Source organism: Enterobacter sp. B79-1, from assembly GCF_057444735.1.
In genome coordinates this window covers 1226835-1244850 of sequence record NZ_JBYAZJ010000001.1, presented here as the reverse complement: position 1 = coordinate 1244850, position 18016 = coordinate 1226835, and the positions used below count along the sequence as shown (strand labels likewise).

Annotated in this window: 20 protein-coding genes; 12 read left to right on the top strand and 8 right to left on the bottom strand. The window is 55.7% G+C overall.

The window, feature by feature from the left end; genetic code table 11:
- The first annotated feature begins 6 nt into the window (after positions 1-6).
- From AC2T6E_RS06015 to AC2T6E_RS05975, 9 genes are all read left to right on the top strand, one after another.
- The gene (locus AC2T6E_RS06015) at positions 7-483 is read left to right on the top strand and encodes a YbjN domain-containing protein (protein WP_010429060.1); all 477 of its coding nucleotides are present in this window, start codon (positions 7-9) and stop codon (positions 481-483) included.
- Positions 484-835: 352 nt separating this feature from the next.
- Complete coding sequence (gene potF / locus AC2T6E_RS06010; RefSeq protein ID WP_010429062.1) at positions 836-1948, top strand: spermidine/putrescine ABC transporter substrate-binding protein PotF; 1113 nt, start codon at positions 836-838, stop codon at positions 1946-1948.
- Between the two features lie 102 nt (positions 1949-2050).
- Positions 2051-3184 carry a putrescine ABC transporter ATP-binding subunit PotG gene (gene potG, locus AC2T6E_RS06005; protein WP_042716353.1) on the top strand — a complete coding sequence of 378 codons (1134 nt, stop codon included), beginning with the start codon at positions 2051-2053 and terminating at the stop codon, positions 3182-3184.
- 9 nt (positions 3185-3193) lie between these two features.
- Complete coding sequence (potH, locus tag AC2T6E_RS06000; RefSeq protein WP_042716351.1) at positions 3194-4147, top strand: putrescine ABC transporter permease PotH; 954 nt, start codon at positions 3194-3196, stop codon at positions 4145-4147.
- On the top strand, positions 4144-4989 hold the full coding sequence (gene potI / locus AC2T6E_RS05995; protein WP_042716350.1) for a putrescine ABC transporter permease PotI: 846 nt from the start codon (positions 4144-4146) through the stop codon (positions 4987-4989). The genes potH and potI overlap by 4 nt, the downstream gene beginning before the upstream one ends.
- A gap of 65 nt (positions 4990-5054) precedes the next feature.
- The gene (locus tag AC2T6E_RS05990) at positions 5055-5528 is read left to right on the top strand and encodes a YbjO family protein (protein WP_042716348.1); all 474 of its coding nucleotides are present in this window, start codon (positions 5055-5057) and stop codon (positions 5526-5528) included.
- Between the two features lie 40 nt (positions 5529-5568).
- Positions 5569-6708 carry a 23S rRNA (uracil(747)-C(5))-methyltransferase RlmC gene (gene rlmC / locus AC2T6E_RS05985; protein WP_486690888.1) on the top strand — a complete coding sequence of 380 codons (1140 nt, stop codon included), beginning with the start codon at positions 5569-5571 and terminating at the stop codon, positions 6706-6708.
- Between the two features lie 105 nt (positions 6709-6813).
- The gene (locus AC2T6E_RS05980) at positions 6814-7521 is read left to right on the top strand and encodes a response regulator transcription factor (protein ID WP_089599001.1); all 708 of its coding nucleotides are present in this window, start codon (positions 6814-6816) and stop codon (positions 7519-7521) included.
- Complete coding sequence (locus tag AC2T6E_RS05975; protein ID WP_486690885.1) at positions 7505-8974, top strand: sensor histidine kinase; 1470 nt, start codon at positions 7505-7507, stop codon at positions 8972-8974. Before AC2T6E_RS05980 ends, AC2T6E_RS05975 begins: the two co-directional genes overlap by 17 nt.
- A gap of 86 nt (positions 8975-9060) precedes the next feature.
- On the opposite strand, the gene artJ is transcribed toward AC2T6E_RS05975, so the two are convergent.
- The 6 genes from artJ to AC2T6E_RS05945 all read right to left on the bottom strand — a co-directional run bounded on the left by artJ (position 9061) and on the right by AC2T6E_RS05945 (position 13589).
- Positions 9061-9792, bottom strand: coding sequence for an arginine ABC transporter substrate-binding protein ArtJ (gene artJ / locus AC2T6E_RS05970; RefSeq protein WP_033145047.1), 732 nt, complete (start codon positions 9790-9792; stop codon positions 9061-9063).
- A gap of 181 nt (positions 9793-9973) precedes the next feature.
- Positions 9974-10642 (bottom strand): arginine ABC transporter permease ArtM, encoded by a 669-nt coding sequence (artM, locus tag AC2T6E_RS05965; protein ID WP_010429086.1) that lies wholly within the window; start codon positions 10640-10642, stop codon positions 9974-9976.
- A complete protein-coding gene (artQ, locus tag AC2T6E_RS05960; protein WP_089599005.1) occupies positions 10642-11358 on the bottom strand; it encodes an arginine ABC transporter permease ArtQ in 717 nt (238 codons plus the stop codon). The genes artM and artQ overlap by 1 nt, the downstream gene beginning before the upstream one ends.
- A 6-nt stretch (positions 11359-11364) precedes the next feature.
- Positions 11365-12096: an arginine ABC transporter substrate-binding protein ArtI gene (gene artI, locus AC2T6E_RS05955; RefSeq protein WP_454539208.1), complete on the bottom strand. Its 732-nt coding sequence runs from the start codon at positions 12094-12096 to the stop codon at positions 11365-11367.
- Between the two features lie 19 nt (positions 12097-12115).
- Positions 12116-12844, bottom strand: coding sequence for an arginine ABC transporter ATP-binding protein ArtP (artP, locus tag AC2T6E_RS05950; protein WP_010429094.1), 729 nt, complete (start codon positions 12842-12844; stop codon positions 12116-12118).
- Between the two features lie 226 nt (positions 12845-13070).
- Entirely contained in the window at positions 13071-13589 is a 519-nt protein-coding gene (locus tag AC2T6E_RS05945) for a lipoprotein (RefSeq protein WP_010429096.1), read from the bottom strand.
- Between the two features lie 97 nt (positions 13590-13686).
- Between AC2T6E_RS05945 and AC2T6E_RS05940 the strand changes: the two genes are divergently transcribed.
- The 3 genes from AC2T6E_RS05940 to AC2T6E_RS05930 all read left to right on the top strand — a co-directional run bounded on the left by AC2T6E_RS05940 (position 13687) and on the right by AC2T6E_RS05930 (position 15729).
- Positions 13687-14010: a heavy metal-binding domain-containing protein gene (locus AC2T6E_RS05940; RefSeq protein ID WP_006174327.1), complete on the top strand. Its 324-nt coding sequence runs from the start codon at positions 13687-13689 to the stop codon at positions 14008-14010.
- Complete coding sequence (locus tag AC2T6E_RS05935; protein ID WP_108415962.1) at positions 14007-14837, top strand: N-acetylmuramoyl-L-alanine amidase; 831 nt, start codon at positions 14007-14009, stop codon at positions 14835-14837. Before AC2T6E_RS05940 ends, AC2T6E_RS05935 begins: the two co-directional genes overlap by 4 nt.
- 268 nt (positions 14838-15105) lie before the next feature.
- Positions 15106-15729, top strand: a complete 624-nt coding sequence (locus tag AC2T6E_RS05930; protein WP_108415963.1) for a helix-turn-helix domain-containing protein — start codon at positions 15106-15108, stop codon at positions 15727-15729.
- Here AC2T6E_RS05930 and AC2T6E_RS05925 read toward each other — a convergent pair whose 3' ends face one another.
- Both AC2T6E_RS05925 and AC2T6E_RS05920 read right to left on the bottom strand, forming a co-directional pair.
- Complete coding sequence (locus AC2T6E_RS05925; RefSeq protein ID WP_486690878.1) at positions 15730-16356, bottom strand: hypothetical protein; 627 nt, start codon at positions 16354-16356, stop codon at positions 15730-15732.
- The gene (locus AC2T6E_RS05920; RefSeq protein WP_486690876.1) at positions 16356-17921 is read right to left on the bottom strand and encodes an ExeA family protein; all 1566 of its coding nucleotides are present in this window, start codon (positions 17919-17921) and stop codon (positions 16356-16358) included. The genes AC2T6E_RS05925 and AC2T6E_RS05920 overlap by 1 nt, the downstream gene beginning before the upstream one ends.
- Positions 17922-18016: the final 95 nt, after the last annotated feature.

The window sequence follows — 18016 nt, the reverse complement described above, 5'->3', positions numbered from 1 at the left end:
ACAGCGATGGATTTACAGGTCGTTCCAACACTGGATACGTTACGTCAATGGCTTGATGATGCCGGAATTACGTTCTTCGAATGCGATTCCTGCCAGGCGCTGCATCTGCCTCATATGCAGAATTTCGACGGCATTTTCGATGCTAAAGTCGATCTGATTAACGACGTGATCCTTTTCTCCGCGCTGGCTGAAGTGAAGCCGTCCGCGCTGCTGGCGCTGGCTTCCGATCTTTCGGCCATCAACGCCAGTTCCTTGACGGTGAAAGCATTTCTCGACATACAGGATGATAATCTGCCAAAACTGGTCGTGTGCCAGTCTTTATTCTCCGGTGCTGGCTTATCCTTTAAGCAGTTCGCCTGGTTTATGCGCTTGAGTGAAGAGCAAATTTCGATGGTCATGATGGAAGCCAATGCACATCATCTGCTGTATAGCGCGGAAGATGACGCAGAGAATAATGATGCATCTCCCAATTTTCTCCACTAAGCCTGTCTGACTTTTGCGCAGTCGCTGCCAGAGCGGCTGCATAACGCCATTTTTTCTGCTGCTTTTAACCTTTCCTTAAAGAATTTTTCACCTCCCTGAAGGCCCTTTCGGCTTATCACGTAGACATAACCTGCATAAAAAATTGATAAAAGGCGTTTTTTCGTCTGGGCTATAGCCGGAGACACGGGCTACAGTTATTCTTGCGATGCTTACAAAAAAGCGAGCGGAACCTGCCAGGAAAGGGGTTTATTTTTATTTCGGGCAGAACGACAAACTATGCATGATTTTTGCATATATCCAGATTGCACAGTTTTGGTTCGTTTGTTAACGAGCTTTCAGAAGGAATAACACTATGATCGCCTTGAATAAAAAATGGTTATCGGGTCTGGTTGCGGGTGCTCTGATGGCCGTCTCTGCCGGCACGCTCGCTGCGGAACAAAAAACGCTGCACGTTTATAACTGGTCTGACTATATCGCGCCGGATACGGTCGCTAATTTTGAAAAAGAGACCGGCATTAAAGTGGTCTATGACGTTTTCGATTCCAACGAAGTGCTGGAAGGAAAGCTGATGGCGGGCAGCACCGGTTTTGACCTGGTGGTGCCCTCTGCGAGCTTCCTTGAGCGTCAGCTGACCGCAGGCGTTTTCCAGCCGCTGGATAAGAGCAAATTATCGAACTGGAAAAACCTCGACCCGGAAGTGCTGAAGCTGGTGGCGAAGCACGACCCGGACAACAAATACGCGATGCCTTATCTGTGGGCGACCACCGGTATCGGCTACAACGTCGATAAAGTGAAAGCGGCGCTCGGCCCGGACGTCAAGTTGGACAGCTGGGATGTGGTGCTGAAGCCGGAAAACCTTGAGAAGTTGAAAAGCTGCGGCGTCTCCTTCCTCGATGCGCCGGAAGAGATTTTCGCGACCGTGCTGAATTACCTGGGCAAAGACCCGAACAGCAACAAAGCCAATGACTACACCGGCCCGGCGACCGATTTGCTGCTGAAGCTGCGTCCAAATATTCGCTACTTCCACTCTTCCCAGTACATCAACGACCTGGCAAACGGCGACATCTGCGTCGCAATCGGCTGGGCAGGTGACGTGTGGCAGGCGGCTAACCGCGCGAAAGAGGCGAAAAACGGCGTGAACGTCTCTTACTTCATTCCAAAAGAGGGGGCGCTGGCGTTCTTCGACGTCTTCGCGATGCCTGCTGATGCGAAGAACAAAGACGAAGCCTATCAGTTCCTCAACTATCTGATGCGTCCGGACGTGATTGCCCACATCAGCGACCACGTTTACTACGCGAACGGTAACAAGGCCTCGGTGCCGCTGGTGAGCGAAGAGATCCGCAATAACCCGGCGATTTATCCACCGGCGGATGTGTTTGCCAAGCTGTTCACCCTGAAAGTTCAGGATCCCAAAATTGACCGCGTGCGTACCCGCGCGTGGACCAAGGTGAAGAGCGGTAAATAAGTTACCGTGAGTCGTAGGCCGGGCAGGTGCTAGCGCCCCCGGCAACAGGTGCACCGTTCTGGTGCGCCTGCACCAGTTTTGATCTCTACCGGAGAACACCCCGTGAATGACGCGATCCCCCGCCCGCAGGCGAAAGTCCGTAAAGCGCTGACCCCGCTGCTTGAAATTCGTAACCTCACCAAATCTTTCGACGGCCAGCATGCCGTGGACGACGTCAGCCTGACGATCTACAAAGGCGAAATCTTCGCGCTGCTGGGCGCATCCGGCTGTGGAAAATCTACCCTGCTGCGTATGCTGGCGGGTTTTGAACAGCCTACCGCCGGGCAAATCGTGCTGGACGGCGTAGACCTGTCCAGCGTGCCGCCGTATCAGCGCCCGATTAACATGATGTTCCAGTCCTACGCGCTGTTTCCGCACATGACGGTGGAGCAAAACATCGCCTTTGGCCTGAAGCAGGACAAACTGCCGAAGGCTGAAATTACCGCGCGCGTGGCCGAGATGCTGAGCCTGGTGCACATGCAGGAGTTCGCGAAGCGTAAACCGCACCAGCTCTCCGGCGGCCAGCGTCAGCGCGTGGCGCTGGCCCGCAGTCTGGCAAAACGTCCGAAATTATTGCTGCTCGACGAACCGATGGGCGCGCTGGATAAAAAACTGCGCGACCGCATGCAGCTCGAAGTGGTGGACATTCTCGAGCGCGTGGGCGTGACCTGCGTGATGGTTACCCACGACCAGGAAGAGGCGATGACCATGGCCGGACGTATCGCGATCATGAACCGCGGTAAGTTCGTGCAGATCGGCGAGCCGGAAGAGATTTACGAGCATCCGACTACGCGCTACAGCGCGGAGTTTATCGGCTCGGTGAACGTCTTCGAAGGGCTGCTGAAAGATCGTCAGGAAGACGGACTGGTCATCGAATCGCCGGGGCTGCAGCATCCGCTTAAGGTCGACTCTGATAACTCGGTGTTAGATAACGTGCCGGTCTACGTGGCCCTGCGCCCGGAGAAGATCATGCTCTGTGAGGATCCGCCAGCCGATGGCTATAACTTTGCCGTCGGGGAAGTGGTGCACATTGCCTATCTGGGCGACCTGTCTATTTACCATGTGCGTCTGAAAAGCGGACAAATGCTCAGCGCCCAGTTGCAGAACGAACATCGCTATCGCAAGGGACAGCCGACCTGGGGCGACGAAGTGCGCCTGTGCTGGGATGCGGACAGCTGCGTTGTACTGACGGTATAAGGAGCGATCATGAGTACACTTGAACCTCCAGCCCGCGTCAAAAAACCGGGCGGCTTTGCCCACTGGCTGGCGCGCATGCAGATGAACCACGGCCGCAAGCTGGTGATCGCCATGCCGTATATCTGGCTGATCCTGCTGTTCCTGCTGCCGTTCCTGATTGTTTTCAAGATCAGCCTGGCGGAAATGGCGCGTGCGATCCCGCCGTATACCAACCTGCTGGACTGGGCCGATGGGCAGCTGACGCTGACCTTAAACCTGGGCAATTTCCTGCAGCTCACCGACGACCCGCTCTATTTCGAAGCCTATTTGCAGTCGCTGCAGGTGGCGGCGATCTCGACGATCTGCTGCCTTCTCATGGGCTATCCGCTGGCCTGGGCGGTCGCGCACAGCAAGCCGTCGACGCGTAACATCCTGCTGCTGCTGGTGATCCTGCCGTCGTGGACCTCGTTCCTGATCCGCGTTTACGCGTGGATGGGGATCCTGAAAAACAACGGCATACTGAATAACTTTCTGATGTGGCTTGGGGTGATCGACCAGCCGTTGACCATCCTGCACACCAACCTCGCGGTCTATATCGGGATTGTTTACGCCTATCTGCCGTTTATGGTGCTGCCGATTTACACGGCCCTGACGCGCATTGATTACTCGCTGGTGGAAGCGTCGCTCGATCTTGGCGCACGTCCGTTAAAAACCTTCTTCAGCGTCATTGTCCCGCTGACCAAAGGCGGCATTATCGCCGGGTCAATGCTGGTCTTTATCCCGGCGGTAGGGGAGTTTGTGATCCCTGAACTGCTCGGCGGCCCGGACAGCATCATGATTGGCCGCGTGCTGTGGCAGGAGTTCTTCAATAACCGCGACTGGCCGGTGGCCTCGGCGGTGGCGATCGTGATGCTGTTGCTGCTGATCGTGCCGATCATGTGGTTCCACAAGCATCAGCAGAAACAGATGGGAGACCACGGATGAACAACTTACCGGTAGTGCGCTCCCCGTGGCGAATTGCGATCCTGGTGATTGGCTTTACCTTCCTGTATGCGCCGATGCTGATGCTGGTGATCTACTCCTTCAACAGCTCTAAGCTGGTAACGGTCTGGGCGGGCTGGTCGACGCGCTGGTACAGCGAGCTGTTCCACGACGATGCGATGATGAGCGCGGTGGGGCTGAGCCTGACCATTGCCGCCCTGGCGGCCACGATGGCCTGTGTTCTCGGCACCATCGCCGCGCTGGTGATGGTGCGCTTCGGGCGTTTTCGCGGTTCGAATGGCTTTGCCTTTATGATCACCGCGCCGCTGGTGATGCCGGATGTGATCACCGGCCTGTCGCTGCTGCTGCTGTTCGTTGCCCTGGCTCACGCCATCGGCTGGCCGGCGGATCGCGGCATGCTCACCATCTGGCTGGCCCACGTCACCTTCTGTACCGCCTACGTGGCGGTGGTGATCTCCTCGCGCCTGCGCGAGCTGGATCGCTCTATTGAGGAGGCTGCGATGGATCTCGGCGCTACGCCGCTGAAGGTCTTCTTCATCATCACGCTGCCGATGATTATGCCTGCGGTGATCTCCGGCTGGCTGCTGGCGTTTACGCTCTCGCTCGACGATCTGGTTATCGCCAGCTTCGTTTCCGGGCCGGGCGCGACGACGCTGCCAATGCTGGTCTTCTCCAGCGTGCGTATGGGGGTGAATCCGGAGATCAACGCCCTGGCGTCAATTATCCTCGGCGTAGTCGGAATTGTCGGATTTATCGCCTGGTATTTGATGGCGCGCGCGGAAAAGCAGCGGGTGCGTGATATCCAGCGTGCAAGACGCGGCTGAAGCATTTAAAATTTCCAGTGAAGTGCCGCGCATGACGCGGCACTGTTTTTCAGGGAAGTAAAACATTGGGATTCTTTCAAAAAACACGTCATACGCATGCTCGTCCGAACGTTCCTGCGCTGGTGCAGGTGGCGGCGCTCGCCATTATTATGATCCGCTGTCTGGACGTGCTGATGATTCTGAACACCTTAGGCGCCCGCGGCATCGGTGAATTCATTCACCGCAGCGTACAGACGTGGAATCTGACGCTGGTTTTTTTGAGCAGCCTGGTGCTGGTGTTTATTGAAATCTACTGTGCATTCTCGCTGGTCAAAGGGCGCAACTGGGCGCGCTGGGTCTATCTGCTGACGCAAATCATTGCTGCGGGTTATTTGTGGGCGGCTTCGCTGGGCTACGGATATCCTGAACTGTTTAGCATTCCCGGTGGTTCCCGGCGGGAAATTTTCCAGTCGCTGGTGATGCAAAAGCTTCCGGATATGCTGGTGCTCTGCCTGCTTTATATCCCGGCTTCCAGTCGGAGATTCTTCCGCCTGCAATAATGTGTATAATCGCAGCCCTCGTGATCCTTAAGGTTTTAATATGCAGTGCGCACTCTTTGACGCCGGACGCTGCCGCTCCTGTCAGTGGATAGAACAGCCGGTCTCTCAACAACTCACCGCCAAAATGGCCGACCTGCAACAGCTGCTGGCAGCACACGCGGTGGGCGAGTGGTGCGCACCCGTCAGCGGCCCGGAGCAGGGCTTTCGCAACAAAGCCAAAATGGTGGTCAGCGGCAGCGTTGAAAAACCGCTGCTGGGAATGTTGCACCGCGACGGCACGCCGGAAGACTTAACCGACTGTCCGCTCTATCCCGCCTCGTTTGAGCCCGTCTTTGCCGCACTGAAACCTTTTATCGCCCGTGCGGGCTTAACGCCTTACAACGTCGCCCGCAAGCGCGGCGAGCTGAAATACCTTCTCATGACCGAAAGCCAGAAAGACGGCGGCATGATGCTGCGCTTCGTGCTGCGCTCCGAAGCCAAGCTGGAGCAGTTGCGCGCGGCGATACCGTGGCTGCAGGAACAGCTTGTGCAGCTTAAGGTCATTACCGCAAATATTCAGCCGGTGCATATGGCGATCATGGAGGGGGAGAAAGAGATTTTCTTCACCGAACAGCACGCGCTGGCCGAGAATTTCAACGGTGTGCCGTTGTGGATCCGCCCGCAAAGCTTCTTCCAGACTAACCCGGCCGTGGCAAGCAGTTTGTACGCCACCGCCCGCGACTGGGTGCGTGCGTTAAACATCCAGCATATGTGGGATCTGTTCTGCGGCGTGGGCGGCTTTGGCCTGCACTGCGCGACGCCAGAGATGCAGCTCACCGGAATTGAGATCTCCGCCGAAGCGATTGCCTGCGCGAAACAGTCCGCCGCCGAGCTGGGGTTAACGAATCTGCGCTTCCAGGCGCTGGACTCCACACAGTTCGCCACCGGGCAGGGCAACGTGCCGGAACTGGTGCTGGTGAACCCGCCGCGTCGTGGCATCGGAAAAGCGCTGTGCGACTATCTGAGCCAGATGGCGCCAGAGTACATCGTCTACTCCAGCTGTAACGCGCAGACCATGGCGAAAGATATCGCTAACCTGCCGGGCTACCGCATTGAACGCGTGCAGCTTTTCGATATGTTCCCGCATACCGCGCATTATGAAGTGTTGACGTTGTTAATCCGTAGGCCGGGTAAGGCATAGCCGCCACCCGGCATGAACCCCGCACAATGTTCAACAAAATGTGAACTCTTCATCCCTGCGAAATCAGGTAAGCTTACGTCATAAGACATGAATAAAGGCTTACCCATGAAGCAGATCCTGCTGGTGGAAGACGACCACGATATCGCGGCGCTTCTGCGACTCAATTTAGAAGATGAAGGCTACGCCATCACCCACGAGCCCGACGGGGGCAACGCCCTGCAGCGTCTTGAAAAACAGCCGTGGGATGCGGTGATCCTCGACCTGATGCTGCCCAACGTTGACGGGCTGGAGATTTGCCGCCGCATCCGTCAGATGACGCGCTACCTGCCGGTCATTATCATCAGCGCCCGCAGCAGCGAAACCGACCGCATCACCGGGCTGGAAACCGGCGCCGATGATTATCTGGCTAAGCCGTTCTCGGTGCAGGAGCTGATTGCGCGCATCAAAGCGCTGTTCCGCCGCCAGCAGGCGATGGGGCAGGCGCAAACCGACGGGCAAATTCAGGCTCACGGGCTGACTATCGATCCGCTGGCGCGCAGCGTGCTGCTTCACGGCCAGGTGGTGGATCTCACGCCGCGTGAATTCGAGCTGCTGTACTTCTTTGCCCGTCATCCCGGCGAGGTGTTTTCCCGGTTAGCGCTGCTGGAGCAGGTCTGGGGCTATCAGCACGAAGGCTATGAGCACACCGTTAACACCCATATCAACCGCCTGCGCATCAAGATTGAGAAGGACGCCGCCGAGCCGGAGATTATTCGCACCGTCTGGGGCAAGGGCTATAAATTTGCGGAGCCAAATCATGATGCGCCGCTTTAGCCTGAGCCAGCGTCTGACGCTGCTGTTCATCCTGCTGATGATGCTATGCGCCACCGTCGCCTGCGCGGTACAGCTCTACAGCAGCACGCAGTACGGTAACGCGATGGTGCAGCGGCTGTCGGGCGGGCTGGCGCAGCAGATCGTCCAGCGCGAACCGATTCTGGACGCGCAGGGCAGGGTCGACCGAACGTCACTCAAGCCGCTGTTTGACCGGCTGATGACCTTTAATCCGAGCGTTGAGCTGTACGTCGTCTCCCCGGAGGGCGATATCCTGGCCGATGCCGCACCGCCGGGCCATATTCAGCGGCAAAAAATCGACCTGGCGCCGGTTCAGACCTTCCTGAGCGGTACCGCTATTCCGGTATTGGGCGACGATCCGCGCAGCCAGAATAAAAAAGTCTTTAGCGCCACGCCGCTGCGGCAGGACGGCGAGCTAAAAGGCTATCTGTACATTATTTTGCAGGGCGAGGAGTCGAACGCGCTGGCGGAGATGGCCTGGCATAAGGCGCTGTGGAGCACGGTGCTGTGGTCACTGCTGTGGGTCGCGCTGTTTGGCCTGCTGGCGGGCCTGCTGGTCTGGTACTGGGTCACGCGCCCGGTAAAACGCCTGACGGAAGAGGTCACCGGACTGGAGCAGGACAGCATCAGCGCCATTAAACAGCTGGCGGCGCAGCCGCTTAAGACCACAGGGAATGACGAAGTGGCCGTGCTGCGTAATACCTTTATCGAGCTGGCCCGCAAAATCACCTCCCAGTGGGATCAGCTTTCCGATAGCGATCGCCAGCGCCGGGAGTTTATCGCCAATATCTCGCACGATCTGCGCACGCCGCTGACGTCGCTGCTGGGGTATCTGGAGATGCTATCGCTGAAATCGGCCACGCTCACTCCCGAGGAACACCAGCAGTACCTCGCCATTGCGCTGCGTCAGGGACAAAAGATGCGCCACCTGTCACAGCAGCTTTTTGAACTCGCACGCCTTGAGCACGGCGGCATCAAACCACAGCGCGAGCGTTTTGCTATGGGCGAGCTGGTTTCCGACGTGGCGCAAAAGTTCGAACTCACGGCCCGCACGCGCGAATTAAACCTACATATTGATGTGCCGGGACCGCTGCCGCTGGTCTATGCCGACGTGTCGATGATTGAGCGGGTGGTGACTAATCTGCTGGATAACGCCATCCGTCATACGCCCGTGGGCGGTGAGATCCGACTTGCCGTGTGGCAGGAGGAGCAGCAACTTCAGGTTGAAGTTGCAGACAGCGGATCGGGTGTGGATGCTGCCCTGCGCGACGATCTTTTCAAGCGGCCTTCCGTGCTCAATCCTCAGGCATCGCGAGAGGATCGCGGTGGATTAGGGCTGCTGATTGTTAATCGAATGCTGGAACTGCACGGAGGCGGGATCAGGCTGATGGAGTCGGTGAGCGGGGCGCGGTTCAGGTTCTTCGTGCCGTTGTGAGAGAGTGCCGGGTGGCGCTGCGCTTACCCGGCCTACAACTCCCCCCGTAGGCCGGGTAAGGCGCAGCCGTCACCCGGCAAAAACCATTACTGCGGGAACCACTGGTCGCTGATTTTCTGATACGTACCGTCCGCTTTAATCGCTTTCAGCGCACCGTTCAGTTTTTCCAGCAGGGCCTTGTTATCAGGACGTACCGCGATACCCAGGCCTGTACCAAAGTACTGCGGATCGGTCACTTTCTCGGTTGCCGTGCCCAGCTGCGGATTGGTTTTCAGCCATTCGTTCACCACGGCGGTGTCACCGAATACACCGTCGATACGGCCATTTTTCAGGTCGATAATCGCGTTCTGGTAGCTGTCATAGGCCACGGTTTTCACTTCAGGATGTTTGTCCTGCAGGTATTTCTGGTGCGTGGTGCCGTTTTCCATTCCGATGCGTTTGCCTTTCAGCTGATCGAAAGAGGTATAAGCGCCTTTCTTCGCAATCACCACCGCCGAGTTGGCGTAGTACGGGTCGGTGAACGCAACCTGCTTGCTGCGCTCAGGCGTGATGTCCATTCCGGAGATCACCGCATCGTATTTTTTGAATTTCAGCGACGGGATCAGGCTGTCGAAGGCATGGTTGGTAAAGGTGCAGTCGGCCTGCATCTGTTTGCACAGCGCTTTCGCCAGGTCGATGTCGAAACCGACGATCTGGTTGCTGGCATCCAGCGATTCAAACGGCGGATAGGTGGCGGAAACGCCAAAATTGATTTTATCCGCAGCGGATGCGCCAGCGGCGAAGGTTGCCAGTAATGCGGCCAGAACTAACTTTTTCATTGTAATACTCCCGTCGGTAGGTCTTATGATAAAACAATGCCAGTAATTGAATTTATATGCAATATAAACGATTAAATATTATGTTGGTTGCAAAAAAAAACGGATAACCAAAAGGTTATCCGCTATCTATATTCAACATTTATGCACATCGTAGGTCGGGTAAGGCGCAGCCGCCACCCGACTAGTTTCTGCGCTCAAACGCCAGCGCTTTACGCTCGATCAGGCGCATCATCAGCGTCAACAGACCGTTGACCACCAGATACACCAGACCCGCCGCGCCGAACACCATCACGTCGTAGGTGCGTCCGTACAGCAGCTGTCCGTGGCCCATCACTTCCATCAGCGTGATGGTGTAGGCCAGAGACGTACTCTTGAACACCAGCACCACTTCGTTGGAATAGGAGGAGAGGGCGCGCTTAAAGGCGTACGGCAGCAGGATCGCCAGCGTGTCTTTCTTGCTCATGCCCAACGCCCCGCACGACTGCCATTGTCCTTCCGGAATGGCGCGGATCGCCCCATAGAACAGCTGGGTGGTATAGGCCGCACTGTTCAGCGAAAGGGCAATCAGGGCACACAGCCACGGCTCAGAGAGCAGATGCCAGATAACCGGATACTCCTGCAGCGACGGGAACTGGCCCGGGCCATAGTAAATCAGGAAGATCTGCACCAGCAGCGGCGTGCCGGTAAACAGGGTGATGTAGGCACGCACGATCCACACCAGCACCGGCGTTTTCAGCGTCAGGATGATGGTGAAGATCAGCGCCAGGATCAGCGCCACGACGATGGACGCCACGGTCAGCGTCAGGCTGGTGTGCAGCCCCTTCATCAGCTCGGGTAAGTAGTCAAGCATCAGCCCGGTCTCCGTTCAAAACGCGTTGCACGCAGGTCGATGCGTTTGAGTATGTACTGACTCAGCAACGTGATCACCAGGTAGATCGCCGCCGCCACGATGTACCAGGTAAACGGCTCCTGGGTACGGGTGGCGATACTTTTGGTCTGCAGCATTAAATCGTTCACGCTGATGAGGCTCACCAGCGCGGTATCTTTCAGCAACACCAGCCACTGGTTACCCAGTCCTGGCAGGGCATGACGCCACATCTGCGGCATCACCAGGCGGAAAAAGATCGCCGCTTTCGACATGCCGAGCGCCTGGCCGGATTCCCATTGTCCTTGCGGAACCGCCTTCAGCGCCCCGCGCAGCGTTTGTGACGCGTAGGCAGAGTAAAGTAGGGAGAGGGCAATCACGCCGCACAGGAACGGGCTGACGTCGAAGTTTTCAATCTGCATCTGCACTGGGATCTGCGCAAAGCCGAGATTGATCGTGAAGCCGTCCGACAGCGTCAGCAGCAGCTGTGAGGAACCGAAATAGATAAACAGGACCACCAGAATTTCCGGCAGTCCACGCAGCACGGTCACCAGTGCGGAACCTGTCCAGGCGACGGGGAACCATTTTGCTGATTCCCACACCGCAAAGAACATCGCCAGCACAAGGCCGATAATCAGTGCGCAAACGGCAAGGCCGACGGTCATCCCGGCGGCACTTGCTAATGGAAGAATTTCATTCATCAGGAATTACTTCTGGAACCATTTTTGGTAGATGGTTTCGTAGGTGCCGTCTTTCTTCACTTTTTCCAGCGCAGCGTTGAATTTCTGCTGCAGCTCAGTGTTGCCCTGACGCACGGCGATGCCCAGACCGGTACCGAAATAGGCTTTATCGGTCACTTTGTCGCCCACTGGCGCCAGTTTGTCGTTGGCTATCAGCCATTCAGTCACCACCGCGGTATCACCAAACACGCCGTCGATACGGCCGTTCTGCAGATCCAGCTTCGCGTTCTGGTAGCTGTCATACGGAACGGTGGTGATTTCCGGATGTTTATCCATGATGAATTTCTGATGCGTGGTGCCGTTCTGCACGCCCACTTTCTTGCCTTTCAGCTGGTCGATGGAAGTGAACTTGCCTTTCTGCCCGATGAACAGGGCGGAGTTATCGTAGTAAGGGGTAGAGAACAGCACCTGCTTTTCACGCTCAGGGGTGATGTCCATACCGGCCATTACGGCGTCGATGCGGCGGAACTTCAGGCTCGGGATCAGGCTGTCGAACGCCTGGTTGCTGAAGGTACAGGTCGCGTCGATCTCTTTACACAGGGCGTTAGCCAGGTCCACGTCGAAGCCCACAATTTTGTTGTTCGCATCGATGGATTCAAACGGAGGATAAGACGCTTCGGTAGCGAAACGAATGGTCTGGGCTGCGGTAGCGGAAAGGGTAACGCCAGCAAGCAGCACGGCAAGTAATACTTTTTTCATTATATTTCCCCTGACACAATCAATGAGATAAATAGTTTTTGAAGGCATCGGTTTGCGGGTTAGCGAAGCAGCCCGCATCACCTTGCTCAACGATATACCCGTTTTCCATATACACCACGCGGCTGGCGGTTTTACGCGCCACTTCCACTTCATGGGTCACGATGACCTGGGTAATGTTGGTTTCCGCCAGCTCGCGAATAATGCTCACGATCTGGGCGGTGATTTCCGGGTCCAGCGCCGCGGTCGGTTCATCAAACAGCAGAACCGCAGGCTCCATCATCAGCGCGCGGGCAATCGCCACACGCTGCTGCTGACCGCCGGAAAGGTGCAGCGGATAGCGATCGCTGTACGGCTTAAGACGCAGACGTTCCAGCAGCTTTTCGGCACGCGCCATCGCCTGGTCCTTGCTTAAACCGAGCACGCGGCACGGCGCTTCAATCAGGTTTTGCTGAACGGTCAGGTGCGGCCAGAGATTGTATTGCTGAAAGACCATGCCCACGTTTTGACGCAGTTCACGAATCGCTTTATCAGACGGCGTTTTCGCAAAATCAAAATGGTTACCGGCAATGGCCAGCGTACCTGAGCGGGGCATTTCAAGCAGATTGAGGACACGCAGAAGGGAACTTTTGCCTGCGCCGCTTGGGCCGAGCAAAACCAGCGTTTCGCCCTCCGGGCAGTTCAGCGTGATGTCGAACAGCGCCTGGTGTGCGCCGTAGAAGCAGTTAATGCCGTTTAGTTTAATACTCATCGGGGCAGTCTTTACTCATCCAGGCAATCTATAGCAATTGAGGCCGCAGATAGTACCGTTGACAGAATAGTTATGCAATATTTCTGCGTTAAAAGTTAAATATAACCCGTGTTTCCTCTTAAACATAGCACAAAATAGCGAAGGGTAAGGGGTGCGAGTATAAATGTCGGCATTCCGCGAGAAATGCCGGACATTTTACGGGGTTAACAATTATTTTACTGATGAGTTAGCGGTTCTCAATCGACTGTCGCAGCGTGCCTGCCGGGGCATGAACGCTGCCGCCGATGTAGCGTACATCGTCGACGGCCCAGCACTGGCCTTCGCGGATCATCAGCACTTCATCCTGCCAGGACTGGGTGCCCTGGGTCAGCTTCACGCGCAGCGGGATATTTCGCGCATCGGTGTTTGGGATGGTGGAAGCACTCGCGACCTCGGCGCTGTCGGGCAGCGTTGCGCGGCTGGAGAACGGGTCCGACTGAAGCAGCGCGTTATGCTGCGGATCGCGGGTCGCATCATTCAGCAGTTTGGCCAGACCGTCGCTCAAATACGGACGAAGGGCAGTAAGATCGTTACCGCGATGCTGAATACGATAATCATAGAACTGTTGCGCCACGGTATCCGGGCCACCGTCAATGCAGGGGCCGCTGCGGGTACCGATATCCTTAAAGGCTGGCGTGACCGGGGTGGTGCACGCGCTGAGCACCAGCGCGCAAGGCACTAAAAGCGTTAAAGCAGAGTAGCGCATGTTGATTTCCTTATTTATTAACTATCCTTTCAATCATAGCGTAACGAACCGATAATGCTGGTGGTAAGGCATTGAACGCTAAAGAAGGAGAGAAAGTATGCAGTTTTCAACCACCCCAACCCTGGAAGGGCAGCCAATTACCGAGTATTGCGGCGTCGTGACGGGCGAAGCGATTCTGGGCGCCAACATCTTCCGCGACTTTTTTGCCGGTATTCGCGACATCGTCGGCGGACGCTCGGGTGCTTACGAGAAAGAGCTGCGCAAGGCCCGCGAAATTGCCTTTAAAGAACTGGGCGAGCAGGCAAAAGCGCTGGGCGCTGATGCCGTTGTCGGCATTGATATTGACTACGAAACGGTCGGTAAAGACGCCAGTATGCTGATGGTGAGCGTAAGCGGCACGGCGGTGAAAACCCGTCGATGAAGCGTTCGCTTTCAACACTCCTGCTGGCGCTGCTGCTGGCAGGGTGCGCCACGGAAAAAGGCGTTATTGATAAAGGTGCCTACGAGCTGGATACCCGCCACCAGGCGCAGGCGGCCTACCCGCGTATCAAGGTGCTGGTGATCCACTATACCGCGGATGATTTTGACAGCTCGCTGGCGACCTTAACGGACAAAAATGTCAGTTCCCATTATCTCATTCCGGCAATTCCTCCCGCTCCTGATGGCAAACCGCGCATCTGGCAGCTGGTGCCTGAAAGCGAACTGGCGTGGCATGCCGGGATCAGCTTCTGGCGCGGCACCAACCGTATCAACGATACGTCCGTGGGGATTGAGCTGGAGAACCGTGGCTGGCAAAAAACGTCTGGCGTTAAGCACTTTACCCCTTTTGAGCCTGCGCAAATTGCGGCGCTGGTGCCGCTCGCCAAAGACATTATCACCCGCTACAACATCAGGCCTGAAAATGTGGTGGCCCATTCGGACATCGCCCCGCAGCGTAAAGACGATCCCGGCCCGCTCTTCCCGTGGCGGCAGCTGGCACAGCAGGGCATTGGCGCATGGCCCGATCCGGCACGCGTCGCGTTCTATATAAACGGGCGTCCGCGCTATCAGCAGGTGGATACCGGTGCATTACTCGATCTGCTGGCGCGGTATGGCTATGAGGTGCCGGTTGACAGCACGCCGGCGCAGCAAAATCGCATCATCACGGCGTTCCAGATGCATTTCCGGCCTGACCTGTGGAACGGCGTCGCGGATGTAGAAACCCTGGCAATTGCAGAAGCACTGTTAGAAAAATACGGGCAGGGGTAATCCTTCGGTTACCCCCGAATGAGTATATTTAGACTTTTTTCGTTAAGATTAATCTTAAGTACAAACTCAATTCACTTTTAGTTAATTGACTTAAAAGTATCCGGATTTAAGATAGACACATAGCTTGCTAAGTAATGAAGCAAGCAAATTTAAAACGCGCTTATTTTATTTTTATCTTTCATTTTTTCATCAGGAAAATATTTCGTGATTTGGGCCCGTTCGCCTAAATTCCGTCTTTTAAATTTTACATCTTAAATCGGGTATAACAATGTTAAGCATCTATGCAAAAAAATTACGTCCGCAACAGGAAATGGAAGCCATTATTTCTGCAACGTCAGGTTTTGAAGAAAAAACCCTAAAGAAATGGCAGAAAATATCCACGTCTGAATCGCAATATATTCATATTATCGTCAGCGGTGAAGTTGAATTCCGCCGCGAATCTGACGAACTGTGTATGTTCACGGTTACGGGCCAGTGTATTTTTGGTCTCTCCTCGATGTACTACAACGCAACCCATATGTACGGCCTCGTTCGCGCCAACACCCTGGTGCGCTCGATCAAGAAAGAGACCTTCGCCCAGTTGATGACGGATAACAACTTATGGCCTGAACTGACCAAAGTGCTCTCCTGGTACATCTGCATGCTGAGCAAACGTGACGATGTGCTGGTTGCCCGCAGCGCTTACTCTGTTGTGCGTGAATTCTTGTACGAAATTAATGAGCTTATTGTTCATCATCAGCGCGATATCAATATTTATGATTACATCCAGGAATATACCAACCTGGCGCGCAGCACCATTATTAAAATTCTCTCCGACCTGAAGAAAGGCCAATATATCGTGGTGGAAAAAGGTCGACTTCTTAATCTCAACGCTCTGCCAGAAAAATATTAATTACTCCAGCCGGTCTCCTTTAATACTTAAGGGAGATCGCGCCTTATTTTCGTGTAGCATACTGCTTTGAGGATTTTCCTGCGTTTCGTCAACCGGCGGCGCGGGAATTTTGCCTTGGGAATAATCCTGCTCTTGTTCTTTTAACGCCTGCTTAAATAACGCTGTTAATGATGAATCATCGCTGCCTGCGCTGGCGGGCGCAGCATCGTGCGCTTCGGTTCCCGGCAAGGTATCCCGCGAGGTATCGTGCGGAACGGCGCCATCGGGTGCCTGCTGCCAGTCGGCATCATCGCTGTTAATGGGCAAATCCTGCATGGCCGGGACGTCGGTATGCACGGGAACAGGTTCCGGCTGCGGATGCGGGAACGGTTTGCTCACATACACATAATGCATATCCGAAAGCTGCGTTTCCGGTTTGGCGACGCTCACTTTTACCGGTTCCGGCGCAGGATGGCGCAGGCTCCAGTAAGTATGCGCGTACAGGCCCGCCATCAGCATGGCGCACAGGCCCAACGTCCATAAAAAGGCGTTGCCAAAGATTTTTCTCAGGCTGGGGAGGCGGTACGAAAACCAGACCGCTTCCCCGGAAACGTAGCTGCGCTGAGCAGCAAGACAGATGGTAGACATCAGGAATGCTTCTCCTGCTTTTTCGCGTCCGGTGTGGAACGCGAGGCCTGTATTAATACGCTCGGTGCGGTATCGGTTTCACGCATTAACTGCATCAGCGTATCTTCCCCTGGAATGCCATCCACGTGCAGATGCATTTTTTGCTGGAACTCTCGTGTGCGTTTCATCAGCTCCGCCGTCCAGGTCTGGGCATGGATTTCCGGCTGGTTAAGGGCCACGCTCAGCTGCTGGTCAAGCCAGCCCATGTCTTTTGCATCGCTGGCGGCGCTGATGGCATCTTTGCCGTCCGGCGTCAGGCGGTGCAGTTGGGTGTAGTTGCCGGTCGCATGCTGATTAAACCAGCTGCGGCTCACCTGCCAGGTACGGTTGTTCATCAGCAGATCGAGAGAGGTCTCCCCGACGCGTGCGACCACGGCGTAATTAAGGTGGTTGCCGGTTTTCAGTTCACTGACCCACGGATAGCCTTCCTGTGCCAGCGCATCCGGCGAGGCGTTCCCCTGTTTACACATCAGGTTCACCTTCGCGGCGTTTTGACACAGGGCATCTTCCGCCGAGGCGTCATACCCCCACATCTGATAAAGCTGATGCATGGCATCCGGCTGATTAACGACTTCGTTGTCGATAACCGGCACCACGGGTGCCTGTACTTTTGGCGTCGGGTGTTGCCAGCTAACGGGAACGGGCAGTTGAACCGGCAATCTTGCACTAATAGAGGACGTTAAATACCAGCCGCAGGCGGCGAACAGCACGGACGCGAATAATCCCACGGTTGCCAGGCGCTTACCGTGTTTTTTCGCGGGCAGGATCTCACCTGCCGCCAGGCGTAAATGACGCGGGCTGACCTGTCTTGCCCGTTCGGCCCAGGCGGCCAGCAGCGACAGGTGCGCCAGCTCGTTCAGCTTGCTGATACTCCCTTTGGTCAGGGCATGCATCTTGCGCACGCGCGCCGGCGTTAACGGCGAAGTCTCGCACCCGTGCTCCTCACACTGCGCCTGAACATAGCTCAGGAATTCGCGGCAGGTCAGGGGACGCAAGGCATGATGTGTGTGCGTGTATTCACGCAGTTCAGGCTGCTGCTTCAGAATGGCTTCCTGATCCGCCGCGCCCATCAACACCACGGACAACCGGAAATCCAGCTCCTGAGCGCGGGTGAGCAACATCGCCAGGACTTCCCGGCAGTTGTCTTTCATCGCTTCAGTATGGGCGATGACCAGCACTTTGGCTTTCGCTTTCCCCTCCTGCCACTGACGCAGAACGGCATCCACCGCCTGAAGCCGGCTCTTGCTCTCTTTCGTTCCCGGATTGAGTTTGTACAGCAGGCTACTGGCACTCAGTTTTGGAAACGCGTTGATGGCAAGCACGCCAGCATTAGCGGATTTCAGGGCACTGTTGAACTGGCCCAGCAGCGGGGCATCGTTGGAAAAGAGCCCGATAATTCCCGCCCGTTGGGTTTTCTCTTTCAGCAGGTTGAACACGTCCTGATGATAAGGCACCAGAAAATCCCCGGATAACCGGGTTATTTTCCGAAAGGGCGGATTTTTAAAATTAAAGTGGCTCTGATACATAACGACTTACCGTCTCTGATTAGGAATAGCAACAGGACGAGAAAGTAAAGCAACGCTATAGGGTGGTCAATTTGCGCACAGGGTAAAAATATCCT

What these genes read in the sequence shown, in the direction of transcription:
- AC2T6E_RS06015 (WP_010429060.1), top strand. Translation starts at nt 7, where the DNA reads ATGGATTTACAGGTCGTTCCAACACTGGATACGTTACGTCAATGGCTT.
- potF (WP_010429062.1), top strand. Translation starts at nt 836, where the DNA reads ATGATCGCCTTGAATAAAAAATGGTTATCGGGTCTGGTTGCGGGTGCT.
- potH (WP_042716351.1), top strand. Translation starts at nt 3,194, where the DNA reads ATGAGTACACTTGAACCTCCAGCCCGCGTCAAAAAACCGGGCGGCTTT.
- potI (WP_042716350.1), top strand. Translation starts at nt 4,144, where the DNA reads ATGAACAACTTACCGGTAGTGCGCTCCCCGTGGCGAATTGCGATCCTG.
- rlmC (WP_486690888.1), top strand. Translation starts at nt 5,569, where the DNA reads ATGCAGTGCGCACTCTTTGACGCCGGACGCTGCCGCTCCTGTCAGTGG.
- AC2T6E_RS05980 (WP_089599001.1), top strand. Translation starts at nt 6,814, where the DNA reads ATGAAGCAGATCCTGCTGGTGGAAGACGACCACGATATCGCGGCGCTT.
- AC2T6E_RS05975 (WP_486690885.1), top strand. Translation starts at nt 7,505, where the DNA reads ATGATGCGCCGCTTTAGCCTGAGCCAGCGTCTGACGCTGCTGTTCATC.
- artJ (WP_033145047.1), bottom strand. Translation starts at nt 9,792, where the DNA reads ATGAAAAAGTTAGTTCTGGCCGCATTACTGGCAACCTTCGCCGCTGGC.
- artM (WP_010429086.1), bottom strand. Translation starts at nt 10,642, where the DNA reads ATGCTTGACTACTTACCCGAGCTGATGAAGGGGCTGCACACCAGCCTG.
- artQ (WP_089599005.1), bottom strand. Translation starts at nt 11,358, where the DNA reads ATGAATGAAATTCTTCCATTAGCAAGTGCCGCCGGGATGACCGTCGGC.
- artI (WP_454539208.1), bottom strand. Translation starts at nt 12,096, where the DNA reads ATGAAAAAAGTATTACTTGCCGTGCTGCTTGCTGGCGTTACCCTTTCC.
- artP (WP_010429094.1), bottom strand. Translation starts at nt 12,844, where the DNA reads ATGAGTATTAAACTAAACGGCATTAACTGCTTCTACGGCGCACACCAG.
- AC2T6E_RS05945 (WP_010429096.1), bottom strand. Translation starts at nt 13,589, where the DNA reads ATGCGCTACTCTGCTTTAACGCTTTTAGTGCCTTGCGCGCTGGTGCTC.
- AC2T6E_RS05940 (WP_006174327.1), top strand. Translation starts at nt 13,687, where the DNA reads ATGCAGTTTTCAACCACCCCAACCCTGGAAGGGCAGCCAATTACCGAG.
- AC2T6E_RS05935 (WP_108415962.1), top strand. Translation starts at nt 14,007, where the DNA reads ATGAAGCGTTCGCTTTCAACACTCCTGCTGGCGCTGCTGCTGGCAGGG.
- AC2T6E_RS05930 (WP_108415963.1), top strand. Translation starts at nt 15,106, where the DNA reads ATGTTAAGCATCTATGCAAAAAAATTACGTCCGCAACAGGAAATGGAA.
- AC2T6E_RS05925 (WP_486690878.1), bottom strand. Translation starts at nt 16,356, where the DNA reads ATGTCTACCATCTGTCTTGCTGCTCAGCGCAGCTACGTTTCCGGGGAA.
- AC2T6E_RS05920 (WP_486690876.1), bottom strand. Translation starts at nt 17,921, where the DNA reads ATGTATCAGAGCCACTTTAATTTTAAAAATCCGCCCTTTCGGAAAATA.